General features: G+C 56.0%; 11 protein-coding genes. 4 read left to right on the top strand and 7 right to left on the bottom strand.

The window, feature by feature from the left end:
* Nucleotides 1-18 precede the first annotated feature (18 nt).
* Complete coding sequence (locus ACT3TR_RS03050; RefSeq protein WP_444624542.1) at nucleotides 19-7695, top strand: amino acid adenylation domain-containing protein; 7677 nt, start codon at nucleotides 19-21, stop codon at nucleotides 7693-7695.
* The gene (locus ACT3TR_RS03045) at nucleotides 7652-12046 is read left to right on the top strand and encodes an amino acid adenylation domain-containing protein (RefSeq protein WP_444624543.1); all 4395 of its coding nucleotides are present in this window, start codon (nucleotides 7652-7654) and stop codon (nucleotides 12044-12046) included. Before ACT3TR_RS03050 ends, ACT3TR_RS03045 begins: the two co-directional genes overlap by 44 nt.
* A gap of 61 nt (nucleotides 12047-12107) precedes the next feature.
* Here ACT3TR_RS03045 and ACT3TR_RS03040 read toward each other — a convergent pair whose 3' ends face one another.
* From ACT3TR_RS03040 to ACT3TR_RS03020, 5 genes are all read right to left on the bottom strand, one after another.
* The gene (locus ACT3TR_RS03040) at nucleotides 12108-12992 is read right to left on the bottom strand and encodes an ABC transporter substrate-binding protein (protein WP_193063488.1); all 885 of its coding nucleotides are present in this window, start codon (nucleotides 12990-12992) and stop codon (nucleotides 12108-12110) included.
* A gap of 80 nt (nucleotides 12993-13072) precedes the next feature.
* Nucleotides 13073-15250, bottom strand: a complete 2178-nt coding sequence (locus tag ACT3TR_RS03035) for a TonB-dependent siderophore receptor (RefSeq protein WP_193063489.1) — start codon at nucleotides 15248-15250, stop codon at nucleotides 13073-13075.
* A gap of 153 nt (nucleotides 15251-15403) precedes the next feature.
* Entirely contained in the window at nucleotides 15404-16348 is a 945-nt protein-coding gene (locus tag ACT3TR_RS03030; RefSeq protein ID WP_441686531.1) for an alpha/beta hydrolase, read from the bottom strand.
* Nucleotides 16349-16413: 65 nt separating this feature from the next.
* Nucleotides 16414-17709 carry a lysine N(6)-hydroxylase/L-ornithine N(5)-oxygenase family protein gene (locus tag ACT3TR_RS03025; protein ID WP_193063494.1) on the bottom strand — a complete coding sequence of 432 codons (1296 nt, stop codon included), beginning with the start codon at nucleotides 17707-17709 and terminating at the stop codon, nucleotides 16414-16416.
* A 23-nt stretch (nucleotides 17710-17732) separates the two neighbouring features.
* Nucleotides 17733-18848: a GNAT family N-acetyltransferase gene (locus ACT3TR_RS03020; RefSeq protein ID WP_319022231.1), complete on the bottom strand. Its 1116-nt coding sequence runs from the start codon at nucleotides 18846-18848 to the stop codon at nucleotides 17733-17735.
* 234 nt (nucleotides 18849-19082) lie between these two features.
* Here ACT3TR_RS03020 and ACT3TR_RS03015 point away from each other — a divergent pair, with 234 nt between their 5' ends.
* On the top strand, nucleotides 19083-20729 hold the full coding sequence (locus tag ACT3TR_RS03015) for a cyclic peptide export ABC transporter (RefSeq protein WP_444624544.1): 1647 nt from the start codon (nucleotides 19083-19085) through the stop codon (nucleotides 20727-20729).
* On the opposite strand, the gene ACT3TR_RS03010 is transcribed toward ACT3TR_RS03015, so the two are convergent.
* Together ACT3TR_RS03010 and ACT3TR_RS03005 are read right to left on the bottom strand one after the other, a co-directional pair.
* Entirely contained in the window at nucleotides 20715-21326 is a 612-nt protein-coding gene (locus ACT3TR_RS03010; protein WP_226938637.1) for a cytochrome b, read from the bottom strand. The two genes, ACT3TR_RS03015 and ACT3TR_RS03010, sit on opposite strands and share 15 nt — an antisense overlap.
* 4 nt (nucleotides 21327-21330) lie before the next feature.
* Nucleotides 21331-22263, bottom strand: a complete 933-nt coding sequence (locus ACT3TR_RS03005) for a siderophore-interacting protein (protein WP_444624545.1) — start codon at nucleotides 22261-22263, stop codon at nucleotides 21331-21333.
* A 182-nt stretch (nucleotides 22264-22445) separates the two neighbouring features.
* Here ACT3TR_RS03005 and fhuB point away from each other — a divergent pair, with 182 nt between their 5' ends.
* On the top strand, nucleotides 22446-24446 hold the full coding sequence (gene fhuB, locus ACT3TR_RS03000) for a Fe(3+)-hydroxamate ABC transporter permease FhuB (RefSeq protein WP_193063500.1): 2001 nt from the start codon (nucleotides 22446-22448) through the stop codon (nucleotides 24444-24446).
* Nucleotides 24447-24461: the final 15 nt, after the last annotated feature.

Here is a 24461-nt window from a genome sequence, read left to right as displayed (position 1 = left end):
ATGGCGGGTGGAGCCTATGTGCCACTGGATCCCGAGTATCCTTCGGAGCGGCTGGCGTTCATCACCGACGATAGTGGCATCGAGCTGTTGCTGACTCAGCACACCTTGCGTGGGGCATTGCCGATAGCTGATGGTCTCAGCGTTGTGGAGTTGGATCGGCTGGATATAGCCCATTACGCCACTACCAATCCAGCGGTGACGCTGCACGGCGAACACCTCGCCTATGTGATTTATACCTCGGGCTCCACCGGGCGACCCAAGGGAGCCGCCATTCGCCATGATGCCTTGACCAATTGTATGGTCTGGATGCAGGAGACCTACCAGCTCACCGATACCGATGCCGTATTGCATAAGGCGCCGTTCGGGTTCGACGTCTCTGTGTGGGAGATTTTCTGGCCGCTGAGTGTCGGGGCACGTTTGGTGATTGCCCAACCAGGCGACCATCGAGATCCAGAGCGCATCATTGAGCTGATTCAGCGGCACGGCGTTACCACGCTCAACTTTGTGCCCTCAATGCTCAAGGCCTTCCTGGCCTATCCCGATGTGAAGGCCAAGACGCGACTCAAGCATATTATGTGCGGCGGTGAGGCCGTTCCAGCCATGCTACAGCAGGACGTGGCTGAGAATCTTGATGGCGCAAACTTACATGACCTCTATGGCCCCACCGAAACCACCATCCATGTTACTCACTGGTGGTGCCGTGATGACGTTCACCGCCAGATCCCCATTGGACGACCCATTAGTGGTACCCGCACCTACGTCTTGGATGGTGAGCTCAACTTGGTACCACAGGGCGTTGCAGGAGAGTTGTACCTGGGCGGGATAAGCCTGGCCCGTGGCTATCTCAATCGCAGTGATCTCACGGCGGAGCGCTTTATCGCCGATCCGTTCACCGAGGGCGAACGCCTCTACCGTACGGGAGATTTGGTGCGCTGGCGGGAGGATGGCCAGCTCGAGTACCTAGGCCGCCTTGATCACCAGGTAAAAATACGCGGCCTACGTATTGAGTTAGGTGAGATCGAAGCTGAACTGCTATCGCAACCGGAGATTCGCGAGGCGGTGGTAGTTGCCCAAGAAACCCCTAGTGGCTCGAGACTGGTGGCGTATGTGGTTTCCCAAGCCGACGGTGAACTCGACACCAGTAAATTACGTGATCGATTGGGTCAACAGTTGCCAGATTATATGGTGCCGGGAGTCGTGGTCACGCTTGATGCTTTGCCGCTGAATGCTAACGGCAAGGTAGAGCGAAAGTCCCTGCCCGAGCCGGATTTGGCCAGTAGCTCGCAGTACGAGAAGCCTCAAGGCGAGGTGGAAGAAGCGCTAGCGGGCATCTGGGCCGAGGTGCTGGGTGTGGAGCAAGTAGGTCGGCACGATAACTTCTTTGAGCTAGGCGGTCATTCGCTATTGGCCCTGAAGGTGCTGGAGAAAATGCGACATCAGGGGCTGACGGCGCAGGTACGCACGCTGTTCCAATGCCCTGAGCTGGTGGTCTTCGCCCAGGCACTGACGCATACATCAGAGCGGCAGGAAATAGTCATCCCTCCCAACCGCATTCCAGATGATTGCTTGGCAATCCAGCCTGAGATGCTGCCTTTGATTGAACTCAATGCCGAAGAGATCAGTGCCATCGAAGCAGCAGTGCCCGGCGGTGCTAGCAATATTCAGGATATCTACCCGCTGGCACCGTTGCAGGAGGGGATTCTCTTCCATCACCGGTTGCAGGAGAAGGGCGATGCCTATGTCACTCCGCGTTTGCTTGGCTTCGACAGCCGAGAACGGCTGGAAGCATTTATAGCCTGTTTCAATAAGCTGATTGCCCGCCACGATATTCTGCGTACGGTGGTGCTGTGGGAGAACCTGCGTGAACCGGTACAGGTGGTGTACCGGCATGCCGTGCTGAATATCGAGTGGCCAACGGTGCCGGATGAAGCTACCGGTCGTGTGGTCGAATGGTTATGTTCTGAAGTGGATCCTGAGCAACATCGCCTCGATGTGCGCCGAGCACCTATGCTTCGGGCGCTGGCTGCCCATGATGCCGAGGTTGGACGCTTGCTACTGCAACTGCCTAGCCACCATCTGGTCATGGATCACACCACTCTCGAGCTACTGGTGGAAGAAATTGCCCTGATCCAGCAAGGCCGTGAAGAGGAGCTGCTTCAACCCCTTCCATTCCGCAATTTCGTTGCCCAGGCCCGGCTAGGGGTAAGCTTGGAGGAGCACGCAGCCTTCTTCAGCGAGCAGTTGGGCGATATTGAAGAACCGACCGCGCCCTTCGGACTACTAGACATCCGCGGCGATGGCAGCGAGATAGAGGAAGTGCGAGTTCCTTTGGACACGGAGGTGGCCCAGCAGGTGCGGAAACAGGCTCAGCGCTATGGTGTGAGCACGGCTAGCCTATTTCATCTGGCCTGGGCGTTGGTGCTGAGTAAGACCACCGGACGGGACGATGTGGTGTTTGGCACCTTGTTGTTCGGGCGCATGCAAGGCGCCGAAGGTGCCGAACGGGCGTTAGGGATGTTTATCAATACATTACCAATACGTATTAGGATGGATTCACAAGGCATCGATAACTGTCTTCGCCGCACCCACGAGGCCCTGTCTGCGCTACTGCACCACGAGCATGCGAGCCTCGCCCTAGCGCAACACTGCAGCGGTCTGCCTGGAGGAACACCGCTGTTCACAACGCTATTTAACTACCGCTATAGCCCTCCACAGGATGAAGACATTCAGGCTAGTCCGGGCATGATTTTGCTGGATAGTCAGGAGCGTACTAACTATCCGATCACGATGTCAGTGGACGATCTAGGTAACGGCTTCCAATTGGTAGGCCAAGTGAGCTGCTCGATTGGCGCACAGCGGCTGTGTGACTATTTGAATACGGCTATTGTGGAGGTTGTAGAAAATCTGCAAGTGACGCCTCAACAACTATTAAATGAGATCAGCCTGCTCAGAGCGGATGAGCAGCAGTTGTTGAGCGAGTGGGGAAAGAATACGCAGCAGTATTCTGATTCTTCTCCAATTCATCATCTGATCGAGCGGCAGGCTTCGGCAACCCCAGCGGCCACGGCGCTAGTATTTGAAGAGCAGTCACTCAGCTACGCCGAACTTAATGCCAGTGCCAATCGTCTCGCGCACTATCTGATCGGGTTAGGCGTAAAACCTGAAACTCAAGTAGGTATCGCTGTTGAGCGTTCTATCGAGATGGTGGTGGGGCTACTGGCCATTCTTAAGGCGGGGGGCGCCTATGTACCACTGGACCCGGATTACCCTGTCGAGCGGCTGGCCTATATGATCGAAGACAGCGGCCTTAAGCTGCTATTTACCCAGCAGCATCTTCGCGAGTCGTTATCAGTAGATGAACGCCTGAATGTCATTGAACTGGATCAGTTGGATGTGGCGCAGCATGCTTCAACCAATCCTGAAGTAGCGCTGCATGGCGAAAATATTGCTTATGTGATCTACACCTCTGGCTCCACCGGGCGACCCAAGGGCGCGGCCAATCGCCACCAGGCGCTGAACAATCGCCTGCAGTGGATGCAGGATGCCTACCATCTGACAACTGACGATGTGGTGTTACAGAAGACCCCATTTAGCTTCGACGTCTCGGTATGGGAGTTCTTCTGGCCGCTGATGCAGGGGGGGCAGCTGGTGGTGGCGCCACCAGGTGCTCATCGTGAACCGGCACAGCTGGTCGAATTGATACGTACTCACAATATCACCACGCTGCACTTCGTGCCTTCGATGCTGCAGGCCTTCCTGGCTCATGGCGAGATAGAAGCTTGCACTAGTCTGACGCGCCTGATGTGTAGCGGCGAGGCACTGCCGGCGGAGCTGCAGAACCAAGTATTTACTCGGCTGCCCCACACGTGGCTCTACAACCTCTATGGTCCCACAGAAGCGGCTATTGATGTTACCCACTGGACGTGCCAGGACGATGGGCGCAACCAAGTCGCTATCGGCCAACCGATTGCTGGTATCCGCACCTATGTACTGGATGGCGATCTCAGCTTGGCGCCGCTTGGCGTCGCGGGGGAACTCTATCTCGGCGGCATTGGGTTGGCGCGTGGCTATCTGCACCGCTCTAATCTGACCGCAGAACGTTTTATCGCGGATCCATTTGTGCAAGGTGAACGCCTCTACCGTACCGGCGATCTGGTGCGCTGGCGGGAGGACGGCCAGCTCGAGTACCTGGGTCGCCTCGATCATCAGGTGAAAATACGCGGCTTCCGTATCGAGTTGGGGGAGATTGAAGCCCAGCTGCTATCTCAGCCGGAAGTGCGTGAGGCGGTGGTGGTTGCACAAGAAGGCCCCGGTGGCGCTAGGTTAGTCGCTTATGTGGTTCCCCAGGCTGGCAGTGAACTCGACACCAGTTCACTACGTGAAGCGCTGGGTCAAAAACTACCGGATTATATGGTGCCGGGAACTGTGGTCACGCTCGATACACTGCCATTGAATGCCAACGGCAAGGTGGATCGTAAGGCGCTACCTGAGCCGGAGTTAGCCAGTAGCTCGAAGTACGAGCCGCCTCAGGGTGGAGTGGAAGAAGCCTTGGCTGAGATCTGGTCTGAAGTGTTGAGCGTAGAGTGTGTCGGTCGTCACGATAATTTCTTCGAGTTGGGTGGGCATTCGCTGCTAGCTCTGAAAGTGCTTGAGAAAATGCGGCACCAGGGGCTGACAGCGCAGGTGCGTACCCTGTTCCAGTACCCGGAGCTGGTGGCTTTTGCTCAAGCGTTGACGCAAGCGCCCGAGCAATATGAGACCACCATCCCGCCCAATCTGATCCCCCACGATTGCCAGGTTCTCCAGCCGGACATGCTGACACTAATCGAGCTCAATGCCGAAGAGATCAGTGTGATCGAAGCGGCAGTGTCCGGCGGTGCTGCCAACATCCAGGACATCTACCCATTAGCACCGCTGCAAGAGGGCATCCTTTTCCATCACCGGCTGCGGCACCGGGGAGATACTTATGTACTTCCCTGCCTACTTGGTTTCGATAGTCGGGAGCGGTTGGATAGGTTTATTGCTGGTTTTAACCAGCTCGTTGCCCGTCACGATATTCTTCGTACTGCGGTGCTCTGGGAAGGGCTCCGTGAGCCGGTACAGGTGGTATACAAGCATGCCGTAATGGAAGTCGAATGGCCGTCGGTTCCTTATGAGGAAGCTGATCGTGTCGCCGAATGGTTATACACCCAGGTGGATCCTGAACATCACCGCATTGATGTGCGCCGAGCGCCCATGCTACGAGCGGTGGCAGCATACGATGCTGAGCAAAACCGCTGGTTGTTGCAGCTACCTAGCCATCATCTGGTCATGGATCACACTACCCTTGAGCTACTAGTCGAAGAAATTGCCCTGATCCAGCAAGGCCGCGAAGATGCGCTACCTCAACCCCTCCCATTCCGCAATTTTGTTGCTCAGGCCCGACTAGGGGTAAGCCAGGAAGAGCATGAAACCTTTTTCCGTGAGCGGTTGGGCGATGTTGAAGAACCGACAGCGCCCTTTGGACTACAAGACGTTCGTGGCGATGGCAGCGATATCGAAGAAGTACGCGTTCCTTTGATTGCGGAACTAGCCCAGCAAGTTCGGCAACAGGCCCAGCGCCATGGTGTTAGCACGGCTAGCCTGTTCCATCTGGCCTGGGCCTTGGTGCTGAGCAAGACCACAGGGCATGACGACGTGGTATTTGGCACCGTGCTATTTGGCCGTATGCAGGGCATCGAAGGTGCCGAGCGAGCGCTGGGGATGTTTATTAATACGCTTCCAGTGTGCATCAAAACAGGCTCCCAGAGTGTTGATAAGTGCCTGCGCCAAACCCACGACGCCCTATCTGAGCTAATGCACCATGAACATGCCAGCCTTGGACTCGCACAGCGCAGCAGCGGGCTGCCTGGCGGAACCCCGCTATTCACGAGTCTGCTGAACTATCGTTACATCGCACCTCAGCAAGAGGGAGGCACCGTTCATACTTGGGAAGGTATGGAGGTACTGGGCGGTCAGGAGCGTACCAACTACCCGATCACCATGTCGGTGGACGACCTAGGTAACGGATTCCAATTGGTAGGGCAGGTTAGCCGAATGATTGGGGCGCAGCGGTTGTGTGACTACCTGAGCACCGCCATTGCAGGCATCGTAGAAAACCTGCAAGCGGTGCCTCGACAACCATTAAGTGAGATCAGCCTGCTTAGAGCAGACGAACAGCAGTTGTTGAGCGAGTGGGGGGAGAATACGCAACAGTATTCCGAAGCTGCGCCAATCCATCAGTTGATCGAGCGCCAGGCTGCGGTAACGCCAGAGACTACTGCGCTAGTATTCCAGGATCAGTCACTCAGCTACGCCGAACTCAATACCCGCGCTAATCGTTTGGCACACTATCTGATCGGTTTAGGCGTAAAACCCGAGGTTCGAGTGGGCATCGCCATGGAGCGTTCCATCGAGATGGTGGTGGGTCTGCTGGCGATTCTCAAGGCAGGTGGTGCTTACGTACCGTTGGATCCGGATTACCCCGCCGAGCGGTTGGCCTATATGGTCGAAGATAGTGGCATTGAGCTGCTGCTTACCCAGCAACATCTGCGTGATACCTTGCCGATGACCGGTGGGCTAAACGTTATTGAACTGGATCGCTTGGATGTGACGCATCATGCGTCAACCAACCCGGAGATGGCACTGCACAGCGAACATCTCGCCTATGTCATTTATACCTCGGGCTCCACCGGGCGGCCCAAGGGCGTAATGGTGCGTCATCACGCCCTTAGTCACTTCTTATTAAGCATGCAGGAAGCCCCAGGCCTAAGCCCAGACGATATTCTGGTGGCGGTGACCTCACTATCGTTCGATATTGCCGCGCTGGAGCTGTATCTGCCATTGATCAGCGGAGCAAGGGTGGTGTTGGCGAGCCGCGAGACGACTCGAGATGGCAGGGCCTTGGGAGAGTTACTCAATCAGGAAAAAGCGACGGTTCTGCAGGCGACACCCTCCGGCTGGCGGTTGCTACGCTCGTCAGGTTGGCCATGGGCGGCGGCTCCGCTAATGGAAGGCTTTAAGGGGCTATGTGGTGGTGAGGCCTTGCCACTTGATTTGGCTGAGGATCTGCAAACTCAGGGGATCGAATTGTGGAACATGTACGGCCCCACTGAGACCACGATTTGGTCAGCGACGGATCAAGTTAAGGGCTGCCAAGCTTTCCTGGGAAGGGCGATTGCGGCGACGCAGTTGTACGTTTTGGATAGTGCGCTCAACTTGGCACCCCTCGGGGTGGTGGGGGAGTTGTATCTAGGTGGTGTGGGCTTAGCGCGGGGCTACCTAGGCCGTGCAGAACTGACGGCGGAGCGCTTTGTGGCCGACCCCTTTATGGCGGGCGAACGGGCCTATCGAACCGGTGATCTAGTGCGTTGGCGGGAGGATGGGCAGCTTGAGTACTTGGGGCGGATTGACCATCAGATCAAAGTGCGCGGTTTCCGTATTGAGCTAGGCGAGATCGAAGCCCAACTGCTAGCCCTGTCGGAGATACGCGAGGCAGTGGTGGTTGCCCAAGAGGGGCCTAGCGGAGCTAGGCTGGTGGCTTATGTGGTTCCCCAAATCGACGCTGAACTCAATACCCCCTCGCTACGCGAAACGCTGGGACAAAAGCTACCGGACTATTATGGTGCCTGGGGTGATAGTCACTCTGGAGGCGCTGCCGCTAACCCCGAACGGTAAGGTCGACCGTAAGGCCCTACCCGAGCCGGACTTTGCCAGTGGTACGCAGTATGAATCGCCTCAAGGCGAGGTAGAAGAAGCGCTGGCGGAGATCTGGTCAGAGATACTTGGCGTTGAGCAGGTGGGCCGACACAACAACTTCTTTGAGCTGGGAGGGGATTCGATTCTCAGTCTTCAGATCGTCTCTTGGTTGCAACGGGCTGGTTGGACGGTCACTCCTCGGCAAGTCTTTGAGCATCAGAGCATAGCCCAGTTAGCGCTGAATGCGACCAGTGCACAGGAGGAAGCGCAAAGGCGTGAGATTGAGTTCTATGAATTAGCAGATTATCTGAGCGGTGAGCAGATCGAAGCCCTAGGCTTAGACCAAGGCAATATCGAAGATGTTTACCCCCTGTCGCCCACACAAGAGGGGATGTTCTTCCACTCTCTTGAAGCGGAAGAGCCGGGGCTCTACGTCAATCAATTGAACGTAGACGTCAGTGGCTTGGATGCTGATAGGCTAGTAAGGGCTTGGCAAACTATGGTCGAGCGCCACGCCACGTTAAGAACGGGTTTCTTATGGCAAGCGGGTATGGTGCGCCCACTACAGCTCGTCTTTACGCAAGTGGAACCGGAAATAGTACTGTTGGATTGGCGCGATAAGAAAGATGGGCTTGAAGAGTCCCTTGCCACCTATGCTGAGCAAGTGCTCAAGCACCAAATTGACTGGCTGACACCACCATTAGCCTGGTTACATTTGATTCGGCTTGATGATGACCGCTATCAACTGATATGGACTCGGCACCATATTTTGTCCGACGGCTGGTCTGAAGCCCGTCTAATTAACGAGTGGCTGGCCAGCTACGCAGAAGAACCTTTGGCGGCGGCTGGGAGGCCCTACGGTGACTACATTCGCTGGTTGCAGCGTCAGGATGCCGACTCGACCAAAAAATTCTGGACATCAGAATTGGAAGGGCTGGAGGGGCCGACGCTGCTGGCCGAGTCGAGCCGTCAAGAGAGTGATGCCCAGGGCTTCGCCAAACGCTATACCCGTCTAGGACGGCAAGATACCGAGCTCCTAAAAGCTGCTGCCCAGCGACAGCGAGTGACTCTAAATACTTTAATACAGGCTGCCTGGGGGGTGCTACTGCAGCGCCACTGTCATCAGGAGCGGGTGATGTTTGGCGCGACGGTATCCGGCCGCCCACCGAGCCTGCAAGGTGCTGAGGAGATGGTAGGTCTGTTTATTAACACCATCCCTGTGGTGTTGGCGGCGCGGCCTGAGCAGAGTGTTGGGGCTTACTTGCAGAGCGTGCAGGCGAGCAATCTGGGCATTCGTGAGTATGAACATGCCGCGTTAGCAGATATTCAACGCTGGTCTGGGTCATCGGGTCGCGCCTTGTTCGACAGTATCATTGTATTTGAGAACTTCCCCGTCGATAGAACAATGCGTGATCAGCAGCGGCATGGTCTGCGCTTTGGTGAGGTTGCCGGGGAAGGCATAACTGGCTACTCGATGGATCTGCAGGTGGTGATCGATGATGAGCTGGAGATCGAGTACTGCTATAGCCGACGGGACTTCCCAGAGCCGTTCATTGATGAACTGAAATGCGCTATGGAGCTGCTCATTCGTCAGATGGCGGAGTCGCCGGATCGGCCTGTGGGTGGGCTGGAATGGATTGAATCAGCTCGATGGGATGCGCTGAGTGAATTAGGCCAGAGTGGCCGCAGTGGCTTCTCCCGCATGCCAGTGCATCGCCGCATCGCTGCGCATGCTGTTACACGGCCAGATAATATTGTGCTCCGCATGGGTGACCAGGCTTTAAGCCATGTGCAGCTCAACGCTCAGGCTAATCGCCTTGCTCACTATCTGCGCGAGCAAGGCGTGGGGCCAGATGTGCGGGTCGGCGTGGCATTGGAGCGTTCCCCCCAAGTCATTGTCACTCTGCTGGCTGTACTGAAGGCGGGCGGTGCTTATGTGCCACTCGATCCGACTTACCCGCCCGAACGTCTGAGTTTTATGATCAAGGATAGTGGTATGGCCCTGCTACTAACGCAGCACGGGGTACTGCCGCGCTTGGCAAAGGTGGAGGGTATCTCTTATGTGGATTGCGAGGCGCTCGATCTAAGCCGTTATGACGATACTGACCCCGATGTGACCGTGCACGAAGAGTCGCTGGCTTACGTGATCTATACCTCGGGCTCTACCGGTACACCTAAAGGCGTTACGGTGGCTCATGGCCCGCTGGCGATGCATTGCCAGGCGATCAGCGAGCTCTATGATATGGAACCAGACTCCTGCGAGTTACACTTCATGTCATTCTCATTCGATGGTGCCCATGAGCGCTGGCTAACAGCCTTATGCTCGGGGATGAGCCTAGCAATTCGGGAAGAAGAGCTATGGACAGCGGAACAAGCCTATACGGCCTTGCAACACTATCGGGCAGCGAACGTGGCCTTCCCGCCGGCCTATTTGAATCAAGTCGCTGACTGGGCAGAAGGGCGTGATGATACGCCACCGGTGGAGCTTTACGTTTTCGGTGGTGAAGCGATGCCCAAGACAGCCTATGACAAGGCGCGCCGCACACTGCGGCCGCGCTGGTTCATTAATGGCTATGGCCCCACCGAAACAGTGGTGACGCCACTGCTGTGGAAGACACCCGCTGAGGAGACCTTTGACTGTGCCTATGCACCGATTGGTCGCCCCGTTGGCGAGCGGTCGCTCTACGTGTTGGACGACAACCTACAGCCGGTACCCAAGGGCGTTGTGGGTGAGTTGTATATCGGAGGTTATGGTTTGGCGCGGGGCTACCTTGGGCGCACCGGCTTGACCGCTGAGCGCTTTGTGGCCGATCCCTTCGACACCTTGGGTGGGCGCCTCTACCGCACTGGAGATCTGGTGCGCTGGCGGGAAGATGGCAATATGGAGTATATGGGGCGTGCAGATCACCAAGTGAAGGTGCGTGGCTTCCGTATTGAACTGGGTGAGATTGAAGCACGTGCCCGTGAAATACCTGGCGTGAGTGACGTCGCCATCGTTACCCATGAAACCTCGAATGGACATCAATTGGTTGCTTATCTGGTAGCTGATGAGGAGGCGGATAACGATCGATTAGTGCGCCGTGCACGGCGACATTTCGAAGCGCATCTGCCCGACTACATGGTGCCAGCACATATGATGGTACTGACAGCCCTGCCACGTATGGTCAATGGTAAACTGGATCAGTCGGCGCTACCTGAACCGCGGCTGGATGAAAACCGCGAGCACGTGGTTCCCTCTACATCGGAAGCCCGCCAGCTTGCCGAGATTTGGCAGGAAGTATTGGGTATAGAGCGGGTCGGAGAAACGGATAACTTCTTCGAGCTGGGTGGAGACTCCCTACTGAGCCTGAAGGTGTTGAGCCGAGTGCGCGCTCTAAAGGAGACTGCGCTTGATTTCAAACTTCGCGACCTGATGCAGAAGCCAACCATTGCTGGATTGTTAGGGCTGGGCGCAGCTTCGGATGCTTCGCTGGATGGCGTGGTTAAGCTGAATGGCGAAAGTCAGGGTCAGTCACCGCTGTTTTGCGTGCATGCTGGTATGGGCACCCTTTACGACTATCAGCCTTTGGCACGGCGTTTACAGGGAGTATGCACGGTATATGGGCTGCCGTGTCGGATGCTAACCGATCCTCAGCATTGTGATACGTCGCTGGAAGCGATGGCTGATGACTATGCAGCCACTATCCGTCGCCTGCAGCCTCAAGGGCCCTATCGGTTATTGGGGTGGTCCCTAGGTGGTACCGTGGCAGCAATGATTGCGGCACGGCTTGAAAAGCAGGCCCAGGAGGTGATCCTGTTGGCGTTGGTGGATCCCTATATCCCCGGTAGCGGCCAGAAGAGCGAAGATGATTGGCGCCGGGATTTTGCGGCCTATGTGTCGGTAATCTTGCCGGGTATCTCACCTGAGATGGTCGCTAATAGTACTCATGCATCGACCTGTAAGGAGCCAAGCGAAACGGAGCTTGCCACTATGCTAGAACGTTTGCTGGCGTTGGATGCGGCCCGCGGACGGGCAGGTTATGCCGCTCTGGGTGGTGAGGAATTGGCACGGATCTTCTGTGTGGCACGCCATCTGAAGCGACTCTCCCTAAAGTCTGGTATGTTGCCGACGTTGAGTTGTGAAGTGGACTGTTGGTGGTCTGAGGGGCGTCCACACGAGGAACGGCAAGCGCTAATGCATCAAGTGGGACAAGTGCCATGTTGGGCTATTGAAACTTCTGAGGATCACTTCTCGATTGTTTCCAGCGATTCGCTATTGCTAAAAGTGATGGGAAAGCTGCAAGAGGATACCCAAACAACGAAGCGCGTAGAGGAGAATTTACCGGCCTAACGGCCGGTTTCTGACAAGTATGCTTACTCTTCCCGGCTGCCTGATGAAGGCAGTCGGGAAGTTAAGTATTTTCTAGCGCATCCTTGAGTGACTCTGCAAAGCGAAGCATGGAGGGGAACCCTCCCCATGGCCAATAATTTCTATTGATACTTACTGATGTATCATCCAACCAATGCTGCCATAGTCCTGACGCTGGTAATGTTGAGTCAGGTAAGTCTTGAGAGTAATTCGAGCGAAGCAGAATTATTTTCCCTTCTAACTGAAATGCCTCTGGGATAGTTAAGGTGCTGAACCCCCAGTCATTCGTGTTGCCTTTCCAGGCATTCTCTAATCCAAGTTGGGTGAGGGTCATATCTTCCAGACTTCCAGGCCCATAGACACGAACATGTCGGTCATCTCGAATTTCTACGATCAACAGAGGATCTATAGGTCTTTCAATCTGTGTGGCTATTAATGATAGCTCAGCGTCTACAGAGTCAATGAATGTTTGAGCTTGCTGTTGCTGGTCGTTCAGTTCCCCCAAATTTATAGTAAGTTGTTCAAGGCTCTGCCAAATATTTAATGCTTTCCCAAACAACCGGGTTTTAATTACATCAGCAATATCGGAAAGCTTATTCTCTAAATTCAAGTGGGCCGGTGGCGATATCAGAATGGCATCAGGTTCCAATGATGCTAGATATTCAAAATTGGGCTGAAACCTAAGTCCGAGCTCAAGGGTGTCAGGCAGTAAGTATTCTTGGTTTAATTTTCTATACTGTGCTAAACCCGCCATTGCTATGGGAGGGCGTTGCAAAGCAGCAAGTGTATCTGCAATAGCATAGTCGAAAGTGACGAGTTTTTTGGGTTCTTCAGCGTTAGCAAGTGGCACGACCAGCGGTAAAAATAGCAGTATGACTAAAAAAAATGCTCTGTGGCCTGACGGTGGTAAGTTGCCCATATCGATCATTTATATACTTTCTATTTTGGCTTTTATAAAACAATGGCAGGCGGTGATGCCGCCTGCCATTGCCTCTATTGGTAATGACGTTACCATTGATAACTGATTGAGCCTATGATGCTTCTCGGTTCGCCATAGAAGCATCCATAAGTGCAAGACTCAATATAGGTCTTATCAGTGAGATTGGTGGCATTCACTGCATATACCCAAGATCCAGTTTCATAACTCACTCGCGTATCGACAAGTGTAATCGACGGCACTTCTCCCTCTACCCAAGTCGTCCGGGTTGGGCCTACGTAGCGAACGCCACCTCCTACTTTCAGCCCTGGTAGGCCGAAATCGCCAAAACGGTAGTCGCCCCATAAAGAGAACTGATTATAGGGCGTATTAGCTGTTCTCCTGCCCACCTGATCTGGCGTAACGGGGCTGCTTTTCGTTGTACGCGCATCTGTGTAGGTGTAGGCGGCTACCAAGTTGGCATTGGGGCCTATTGCCGTCTTCGCTTCCAATTCGACACCACGTGAACGTACTTCCCCTATCTGTGTCTGGAAGCTGGTATCCACCGGATCGGTGACGCTGACGTTTTCCTGTGTCAGCTCGTAAGCGGTGGCGGTGAGCATGGTATCCCAGCTATCTGGCTGAAAGCGGACGCCTAATTCATATTGTTCGCCTCGCGTGGGGTCAAACCTATTGCCATTACGGTCAGTACCACTGGTCGGTTCAAACGACTGGCTATAGCTGATAAAGGGCGCCAAACCATTATCGGCAAGATAGACACCCCCCACGCGTCCAGTGAAAGCATTTTCCGTTTCACTGCTCCACTCTGTGGGGCCAAAGTAGGGTGAGCTCTCAGACTCAGTCCAGTCCTGACGTCCACCCAGCATGAGCACCCATTTGTCAGCGATTTTCATCTGATTTTGAGCATACAGGCCAATCTGTTCACTGCGTTGTCTACTAGATGGTCCAGGTATTCGTTCGCTGCTGATTTCCTCAGCGCCATAAATGGGGTCAAACACATCTAGCGGCGGGGCTGACGCACGGAAATGACGCGACACATCATGGCGTTGACGATGATAATCAATACCTATCAGGCTGGTGTTAGCGGTATCACCCATATCCCAATTATACTGTAAAGATGTGTCTGAGGTGAGCGCTCTAGAGTCATCATGGCGATCTAAAGCGGTTCTCATATAGACTCGTTGATCGTTACTTTGGCCAAGACCTATCTGAGGAAAGTCTCGCTCAGATCGGAAGGTGCGGAGGCTATGGCTGAGGTGGAGGCTATTAGAGAAATCGTGCTCAAGTAAATATCCGATCGAGTAACGCTCGTTATCATACTCATCGAAGTCAGGCTCTCCAGCGAATCGCTCCCGAGGAATGTCCCCATTCGGGTTAGAAAGAATGGTGCCGCTGGTGGGTAGTCCATACACATAAGCCGTTTCGTCGCGCTGATATTCACTCAGTAGGGTGAGTGAAGTAGTCTCGCTCGGCTGCCATTTTAAAGCTGGCGCGATATAGGTGCGATCATCCGGTACGTGGTCGACGAAGCTGTCACTGTCCCGATGCAGCATGGTAATACGGTATGACAATACGCCATCTTCATCCAATGAATCGGAGAAGTCCGCAGATATTTGACGTCGGTCGAAACTGCCTGCCTCGATATTAACTTCGCGTAGTGGAGTGCTGGTGGGGCGTTTACTAACAGCGTTAAGAATGCCACCCGGGGCAGCCACGCCATACAAGATTGATGAGGGGCCTTTAAGTACTTCCAGCCGTTCCAGACCATAGAGTTCTTGCTGACCGTCATACACGTTTGCTTGGTATTTGCTGCCATCTCGGTAGGTTGTCGTGTTGCGAAAACCGCGAATTCTTAACCCTTCTGTGGTTCGATCGGCTCCTTCGAACCTGGAGATGCCAGCAGTATAGCCCAGCGCTTCAGTGAAGTTCCGAGCCCCGTAGTTTTTAAACTCCTCACTGCTAACTACCGAGATAGACTGCGGCGTTTCAATAATCGGTGTATCGGTTTTGGTGCCTGTTGCGCTGCGGGTGGCCGCAATACCTTGTACAGGCCCCGTTGCTTCTTCATAAATACGGCTTTCGGTTACTTGCAGGGTAGGCAGTGTGGTGCTTGTGTCGCTGCTTTCATTAGGCTGTAGATCAGTGCCTTGAGCGAGAGCAGCCGGTGCCGCGAATAGCATTGCCGCGCAGGCATTGGCAATGGCCACGGTGATCAGTTGCCTGCGCAGGCCGGTACGAAGTTGCTGCATAGTAATCCCCTTGAATGATATTTATGCGTTAATGATAATTGTTATTATTAGTATTATGTTCTGGGTTTGTACTGTCTTGCAACACTCTGTTGCTCAAAATGGTACGCGTAGTAAGCGGTGTCATATGAATGCCCCATAGGCTGGCAGCCATATCTACTGTGCGGGAGGGCTCGTAAAATGCTGCCGTAGCGCCTTGGCGATATCCCCACGCACCTGACCGGTGGCATCAGGCGTAATGCTGCCCAGGCGTGCGAAGTCGTGCACCATGCCGTGGTATATGGTCAGTTGGGTATCCACATTCGCTTCCTGTAAGCGGTTCACGTAGGCGATGCCTTCGTCGACTAGGAGATCGTGTTCGGCCAGGGCGATGAAGGCAGGTGGTAAGTTTTTGAGATCCGCAGCCTCCAACGGCGCAAAACGCCAGTCGTGACGTTCCTCATCGCTATTTAGGTAGTGGCCAAACATCCACTGCAGGGTGTCTGCTTCCAGCAGGTAGCCTTGTGCGTATCGGCGGTGAGACTCGCTCTCCTGCCAGGCACTGGTACAAGGGTAGAGCAGGATCTGGCAGCGCGGCGGGGGCCAACCATTGTCTCGTGCTGATATGCAAAGAGCTGTGGCGAGGGTGCCGCCAACACTGTCACCACCCACGGCAATGCGTGAGGTATCGAGCCCCATCTCTTCACCATGCTTCAGCAGCCAGCAGTAGGCATCTTCAGCATCGTGAAACGCTGTCGGAAACTTGTGCTCGGGGGCTAGGCGATAGTCGACAGCCAGCACTGTGTAGCCAGTTGCTTGAGCGATGCTTTGGCAGAGCGAATCGTGGGAGTCCAGGCTGCCCAGTAGATAGCCGCCACCATGGAAGTAGAGCAGAGTGGGCGCTAAAGGCTGCTCGCCTTGGTAGCGGCGCAGTTCAAGAGGGTGGCCATCTCGACAGGTGATGCTCAGTGACGTTGCATCGTTAGATATTGGCTCATCAAGCATCTGTGATGATGCCTCGTAGGCAGCGCGTGCTTGTTCTGGTGAGAGAGTGTGGAAAGGTGGGTTGCCGCTATCGGCAACCAGGTCTAAGAAAGCGGCGACATCAGAATGTAAGGGCATAATGGGCGTAAGTCTCGATATTAGGGGCCGCTCCGAGAGAGCGGCCATGCGTCGATAGTGCTTGGTTAGTCCGCGCCTACGAGAGAGGGAGTTGATACGCCGGAATGGACTGTTGGCAGTGCCTCATTCAGTTCTTCGCAAATCTCACTTGTCCGCGCCGCCAAAATCGACAGCAGGGTGTCGCTTAAACCATGGGTGGGTTCGCAGCTGCCTTGCAGGAAAATAGCCGGTTTGAACGCAGGCTTGGTGTAGAGCTGATAGTGGCGGTTGACGGCAAAATCTGGCAGGTAGCCCGCAACGGGGGCCAGCAGCCGTTTATGGGTGTCGCGTACATAGCCGGTGGCTAATACCACTGCGTCGTAACGGGTGGACTCGGTATGGCCGCTCTCCAAATCGCGCACCAGTAGCTCAACGCCTTCAGTAGTTGCTTCGCTGCCAATGACCTCATGGCGGCGGCGGAAGCGGTGACGGACTAGGCCGGTTACTTTTTGCTGATAGAACACATCGTAAATCTCCTGAATCAGCGCCAAGTCAGGGGCTGAGTAGTTGGTGCTTTTGTACTCCTGCAGCAGCGCTTCCCTCTGGCCGGTGGGGTTGTTGAACACGTAGTCGGTGTATTCGGGGTTGAAAATCTCGTTGACGAAGGGGCTATCGTCCGAGGGTTTAAAGGCCCATGCCCGGCTAATAAGGTCCACCTGAATGCCTTCACGGCCGTGCAGATCCAGGAATATCTCAGCGGCGCTCTGGCCCGCACCGATCACGGCGATGCGTTTGGGGGCGTCTTGTTTGGCTAGCTCCCGAAGATAGTGGCTGGAGTGGAAGACCCGTGGGTCTTCTTTTAGCCCAGAGAAGCATTCAGGCACATTGGGCGCGCCGCCTACACTTATCACTAATGAACGGGTGAGTCTTTCCTGCACCGCGCCGTTCTCATCCCGTGAACGAACGCGGAGGTAGGCGACCTCGTCGTTTTCAGTTTCGGGCAGTACTTCAAACACATCCTCTCCATAGGCGCACTGGTGTTCAAAGTGGCTGGCGGTCCAGCTTAGGTAATCATTGAACTCGTGGCGGCTGGGGAAGAAGGTTTGCAGGTTGATAAAGTCCTGCAGGCGGCCTTTGCTGTGAAGATAATTGAGGAAGCTGAAACGGCTGCCTGGGTTACGCGGCGTGACCAGGTCTTTGAGAAAAGAGATCTGCATATGGGCATTTTCCAGCAGCATATGCGGGTGCCAGGCAAAGCTGGGCTGGCGTTCAATAAAGACGGCATCCCGCGCTTGCCCTGCTTGGCGTTGCTCGTCGAGCGCAATGGCCAGGGCAATATTGGAGGGGCCGAAGCCGATGCCGATCAAATCATGAATATGCATAAGAGTCCTCGTGGCTGACGTGTTTATGGGGTGAAGCGTGGGTCGGGTCGTGGCGCTGACCCAAGGTGCGGAGCCAGCGGTATCCAACTGCGCTCGTTAAAAAAGTGTTCGCGTAGCTGCATGCCGAGCATGGCCCGCTTATGGGGGAAATCGAACGCCTTCACATGGGCATAACCGCACTGGGCAAGGTTGCGCAGCATCTTGGCGTTATCCACGCGGGGCTCGATCACCAGGCGTTGGGTGCGGCAGTCGTCCAGGAACAGGTAGTGAGAGATAGAGGGCAGCCAAGCGGCGACATAGGGCCGCCCGCGAAAAGCGGCTTCGCCGATCAGCACGTGCCAGCCACGGTCAAAGTCACCAACGTCGTAATAAGCGCCGATGCGATCCTCCTTGGCCCAGTAGGTCTCGAAATAACCGAAGGGCTCTCCGTTGATACAGCCGATCAGAGGTACAACGCTGGGGTTCTGGAGCGTGCTCTCCAGCCGCTCGCGATGCTGTTCCAAATCACCCTGCTCTTCCCAAAAATGGGCGACGACCGGGTCGTTCATCCAGCGGTTGAAGCGCTCCAGATCAAGTTCCAGGTCAAGCACTCGAAAGCTTAATGTGGCATCCAGCCAGGCAATATGGCGCTGATAGACCGTGCCACTGGGGCGCGGTGGGCGGCGTGGATGTCGCTTTTCGTTCTCCAGGATGGGTTGCTGAGGGTAGGCGTGCATGGAGGGGGAGGTGAGCCAAAGGGTTGGCAACTGCCAAAATAGCTCCGCGTAGGCCCAGAGTTCTCCATGGCGATCTTTAACCGCGATACCGTTGGCACACAGAGTGGGGTGTAAAACCGTGGGGAGCTGCAAACGAAGGGCTACAGTACCTGGGTAAACGTTAAAAGCCCCTTCGATAGCAGCAAGCAGCACCGGTAAGGGCGGTGCCGAGCGCTTCGGCCAACGCAGCGTCAAGGTATGGTTATCGTCCACCAATGACCACTCAAGGTGCTCATGATCACCCTTTACGAGAAGTGACTGTGTGTTGGCATTACCGGTGACTTGATAGGTGTAACCCTCTGGGCGTGAGAGCAGCGGGGCCGCCGCCGTGTGGCTTTCAGAGGATACATGTACCTGTGTTTGTGCCTGGACAGAACTGGACACCGCTTAGCTCCTATCAATAAGAACGAATCACAAAAACGAATCGAAAAAGCGAAGAAAAAACAGCCGTAAAAATCACCCCACCGGAGGGCGGCGGTACTGACTTCTTTATCTAAGGACGAATGAGAATGAGGCTTGTTTACAAGAATGTTGGTTAACTTTTTGCGTGCGCGGTTCGTCATTAGAGATAGGTGTCGGTTTTCAATCGCTTTCCAATCGCTTTGCAACGAGGTGAATGTGCTTTCCTATCTGTTTCGTCGAACCCGTGGGCTGATGACCGCCGCTGCCCTGGCCAGTATTCTTTCGGGGCTTTTCAGCGTGCTGCTGATTGCCCAAATCAATGCAGCGTTGACCAGCGATGCCGCCAGCCGCGCTAGTGCGGCCTGGGCTTTTGCGGTCATTGCCGTGGCCCTGATGGCCTGTCGGATGGTGTCGACGGCGCTGTTTGAGCGGTTGGGGCAGCGGGCGCTGGCCGAGTTACGCCGTTTTGTTGCCCAGTGCGTGGCCGAGACCCCTTTTGCTCATTTCGAGCGTGTGGGCAGTGCGCGGATCCAGTCGGCGCTTACCGAGCACAGCAACAATGTGGCGATCCTGTTCGTTAGCTTGCCGGTTATTTTGACCAATACGGTCATCGTGGTGGGGTGCTTGGGCTACTTGGCGATGCTCTCATGGCAGGTGTTTTTGTTTGCACTGGGGGTGATTGGGCTTGGGGCGGTTGGTTACCACTTGGTGCACTTACGCGCTATTAACTACCTCCAGAGTGCCTCGTCAGAGCAGGATCGCTTGTTTGGTCATTTCCGCGCGCTGACCGATGGGGCAAAAGAGTTGCGCCTGCATCAGCGCAAGAGTCGGGTTTTTATGGATCAGATACTGGGGGAGTCGGTTGAAGGCGTGCGGCGGCTGCGCACCTGTGGCATGTCGCTGTTCGTGATCTCGACCAGTTGGGGGCAGTTCCTTATGTACGCCTTCATCGGCCTGGTGCTGTTTGTATTGGCGGGCGATGGGCCTAATCAAACCCAGGTAATGACCGGCTTTGCCCTGGTGTTTGTGTTTATGGTGACGCCCCTGGAAGGGTTGTTGATCAATATTCCGCGGATCAATATGGCGCGGGTAGCCGCTAGCCGAATTGATGACATCACCCGCGAGATGCCCCAGGGGCAGGAGAGGCAGGCGTCATCTCAGACGCCTGATTTTCAACGGCTTGAATTGCACGGCGTTACCCACCAGTACTACCACGAGCAGAGCGATGACTTTTTTGAGCTGAGGCCGATTAATTTGAGCTTTACGCCGGGGGAAGTGGTGTTTCTGGTGGGGGGCAACGGCAGCGGCAAGACCACGCTGGCCAAAGTAGTGGTGGGGCTTTATCCGCCGGAAGGTGGCGAGGTGTTGCTCAACGGCGAGCGCGTCGAAGCGGATGGCTGGGATGCCTACCGGCAGCTCTTCTCGGTGGTGTTCTCGGACTTCCATCTCTTTGAGCGCCTGTTGGAAGCGCCGCGGGAAGATCTCGACGAAGAGGGCAACCGACTGCTGGCCAAGCTGCATCTGCAGCACAAGGTGCGGGTTGAGAACGGTGCGTTCACTACTCAGGCGCTCTCCCAGGGGCAGCGTAAGCGCTTGGCGCTGGTAGTGGCCTACCTTGAAGATCGCCCGTTTTTGGTGTTTGACGAGTGGGCGGCAGACCAGGATCCGCTATTCAAAGAGGTGTTCTATTGCGAGGTGTTGCCCGAGCTAAAACGCATGGGCAAAGCGGTACTGGTCATCACCCACGATGACCGCTACTTCCACCTCGCGGATCGATTGGTGAGGCTGGAGAGCGGCAAGCTGTTGGCTGCTGAGTCTGAGACTGCCGAAGAGCCTCTGGCGGAGCCCTCACCGGTCTCTTGATCCCATCATGCGCTCCAACACCTTGTCCTTGAACCAGAAGCGGTGAACCAGCGCCATGGCGATATGGCCGATGACTAATCCGCATAGCAGCCACGAGAGCGGGCCGTGAAGGAGCTCGGCGGGGGCGATCATCCAGGTGATCTCGCGTTCTGCTTCGGGCAGTAGCTCCATGCCATAAAAGCGCAGCGCACCGCCGCGGCCATACTGGCGCAGAATGGCGAAAGCGGGTAGCCACAACAACAGCCCATAAAAGGTGATATGTACGAGCCGCGCTATGCGGCCACCTAGCCCCGGCGGGCGGGGCGGGCGTTGCTTGCGATTTATCCATGCCCAGCCAAGGCGCGCCAGAGTCACGATCAGGAGCATAAAACCTAACGAGCCGTGAGGCCCGATGCTCGCCAACAACAGCGTGATAGCGTTTTCGCCCATTCCCCGCCAAGCCAGCACCACGGTAAATTGCAGTGTGACCAGTGCGGCGGTGAGCCAGTGCAACGCACGGCTTATGCGCCCGTAGTGGTTGGAGCTGTCTCGCCAGCCAATAGGCGTTTGAGCTGGCATGCTGGTGTGATCACTGTTTAGTGCGGTGCTGTTTGCCATGACTTTAACCATTGGCCTTGCCCATGCGCCAGTAGCCCATGCTGGTGACGTACTGTTTGGGTAGCCCGCACTCGTTAACCAAGTAGCGGCGCAGCTTCATGGCGACCTTGGTTTCAGCGGCGATCCAGGCGTAGAAGGGGGCGCTGTCGTCCAAGATGGCGGGTTCCCAGAGAGGGCCTTCCTCATCGTCGCTTGCATCGTGGGTAGTGGCTGTCGTGGGAAAGCCGCCTAGCGCTTGAATTTCCTTATGCAAATCAATGTCGCGCACTGCCCTCAGCAGCATTTCACCGTGTTGACAGCCGGGCTCGGTATCGCGAGCCAGCCAGCGTAGCCTGGCGGCTTGAGGCAGCGGCTGAACATCGTCGCCGCGAGGTACTTCGAACAGCGCTTCGACCTTGGGTTTAAGGGGCAGGTCATCGAGAGTTTCCAAGATGCCGGCCGCGGCAGGAAGGGCGGTTTCATCGGCGATAATCAGGATACGGCGCACGCCTTGGGGCGGTTTCCATTCGTAACCTAGTTTTGGGCCTTCCGCATTGGCGTCCGGGGCTGTCATCGCCAGGCGGTCGCCTGGTTGGGCTCGCATTGCCCAGCGCGAGGCGGGGCCATTGTCGCCGTGAAGTACGAACTCCACGTCCACCTCGGCTTTTTCTGAGCGTAGGGCGCGAATGGTATAGGTACGCGCAGATGGCCGCTGGGCATCCGGTAGGGCGCGGTAGGCACCGTACCAGTCGTGCTCTTCCAGCTTGGCGATCTCAAACAGCTGGTCGAGACTGCCACCGTCTTCAGGAAAGAACAGCTTGACGCGCTGATCCGGGGCGTAAGTCGCCATTTGGCCAATACCTGGGCCAGTAAAGGTAAACCTTACAAGCGAGGCGCTGACTTGGGTACGGCGGGCGAGTTTGATATCGAAAAGCTGGTAGCTCGGTTTGGCGGCCATAGTGGGCTCCATTATTTATTCATCGATCAAGGTGTCAATTGTAGTGCTAATTATTATCATTTAGAATCATTGTCAATAATTTAACTATTAACCTCCAGAACGATTAAGGCTTGGACAATGACTCTGCTGCCTATCACGTCCTATGTGGCGAACTGCTCGGCGATCACAAAAGGCAGCTCGCTATGCTAGGCGCTGCACAATTTTCCCAACGAGTGGGAGGCATGTCGCCTGCGAAAGCCTGCCTATTGCTTAGCCTGCCGATGGTGGTGCTGTTTTGGGTCGGGCTAGAGGGCCAAGGCGGTTTTGCGCTGGGCCTGCAGGCGTTAGTGGCGCCCTCTTTTGAGAACGTTGACGAGCTGCTGCTCTACTATGCCTGGTGGCCGCGCCTTTCGGTCGCCCTGCTCGCCGGGGGTGGCTTGGGAGTGGCAGGCGTGCTCATGCAGCAGGTCCTGCGCAATCCGTTGGCTTCGCCCACCACCCTGGGGGTGGCATCGGGCGCTAACCTGGCGCTGATGACCGCCACCTTGCTGGCGCCGGGGCTGCTTGTCGCCGGGCGCGAATGGGTCGCCTTATTAGGCGGTGCGCTGGCGGTTGGATTGGTTTTCCTGCTCTCCTGGCGGCGCGGGCTGGCGCCGATCGTGGTGGTGTTGGCGGGTTTGGTGGTCAATCTGTATCTGGGGGCACTCTCCACCGCGTTGTTGCTGTTTAATCACGAGGCGCTCTCGGGGCTGCTGATTTGGGGCGCGGGGTCGCTGGCGCAAAACGGTTGGGACGGGGTGGCGGTGCTCTGGCCACGGCTGGCGATTAGCTGTGTTGCCGCGTGGTTTCTGCTGCGCCCTCTGGCAGTGCTGGAGCTGGATGACGCCAGCGCCAAGAGCTTAGGGGTTTCGCTGACCTATCTGCGCTTTGCTGGAATGGGACTGGCAGTATTTATTACCGGCAGCATTGTCAGCGTGGTGGGCATCATTGGTTTTATTGGCTTGGCAGCGCCCAATATTGTGCGCATGGCCGGTGCGCGCCGCTTAGGGCCGCGGCTAATCTGGTCGGCGCTATTGGGCGCAGTGCTGTTGGCCACCACTGATCTGCTGCTGCAGCAATTCGGTGGCATGATGACGGCCTTTATTCCTACTGGAGCGATTACCGGTGCCCTAGGGGCGCCGCTGTTAATGTGGCTGATTCCTCGCCTGAAACTACAGGGCGACCAGCCACCGAAAGGGGCCGGTGTTTTCGCCCACCGTCACCCTGCGCCGTCACGCTTAGCTACCGGATTACTGCTCGCGTTACTAGGGGCAACGGTTCTTGGCTTGCTGTTTGGCCAGGGCGTAGACGGCTGGTATTGGCTGTCGCCGGATAACTGGAACGTGATGCAGTGGCGCCTGCCGCGAGTGATGGCGGCAGCGGCCAGCGGCTTGATGCTGGCGATTGCCGGGACGATTCTCCAGCGTCTTTCGGCCAACCCCATGGCCAGCCCTGAAGTCTTGGGTATTAGCGGTGGTTGTGCCATTGCGCTGATTCTGGGGATTTTCCTGCTGCCTGCACCCACCAATATGATGCTGATTGGTGTGGGCACCCTAGGCGCTTTCGCGACGCTGCTGGTGTTGGTGGGTATCAACCGCAAGAGCGGTTATCTACCCGAGCGTTTGCTGCTCACCGGGGTGGCGGTCAGTGCGCTGTTTGATGCAGTGCGTAGCGTGATGCTGGCAGGCGGTGACCCGCGTGGCCAGCAGGTGATTGCTTGGCTGGCGGGCTCTACCTATTACGTGGATATCACCAATGCTGTCGTGGTGGGCGGCATTGCGGCCGTATTGGCGCTGGTCACGCTGCCGTTTACCCGCTGGCTGGATATCATGCCCTTGGGTGCACCAACGGCGCGCGCGTTAGGAGTAACGCTTAATCGTGCTCGCTTGGCGCTGTTGCTACTGGTGGCACTGCTCACTGCTTGCGCGACGCTGGTGGTGGGGCCGCTTTCGTTTATTGGCCTGCTGGCGCCACATATGGCGCGTTTAGTCGGCTTCTCACGAGCAGGGCAGCACCTGTTGGGCGCTGCGTTGATCGGTATGCTGTTGATGGTGCTGGCCGACTGGATAGGCCGTCAGCTAATTTTTCCCTATGAGATACCGGCGGGCTTGGTTGCATCCCTGATTGGCGGCGCATACTTTATGTGGGGGCTGCGGCGGCTGTAGTGCTTTATCACACGC

It is taken from the genome of Halomonas sp. AOP12-B1-6 (genome assembly GCF_052379225.1).
Taxonomy (GTDB): Bacteria; Pseudomonadota; Gammaproteobacteria; order Pseudomonadales; family Halomonadaceae; genus Vreelandella; species Vreelandella casei.
Note: the sequence above shows the minus strand (reverse complement) of the source record. Positions and strands in the feature narration are given on the sequence as shown.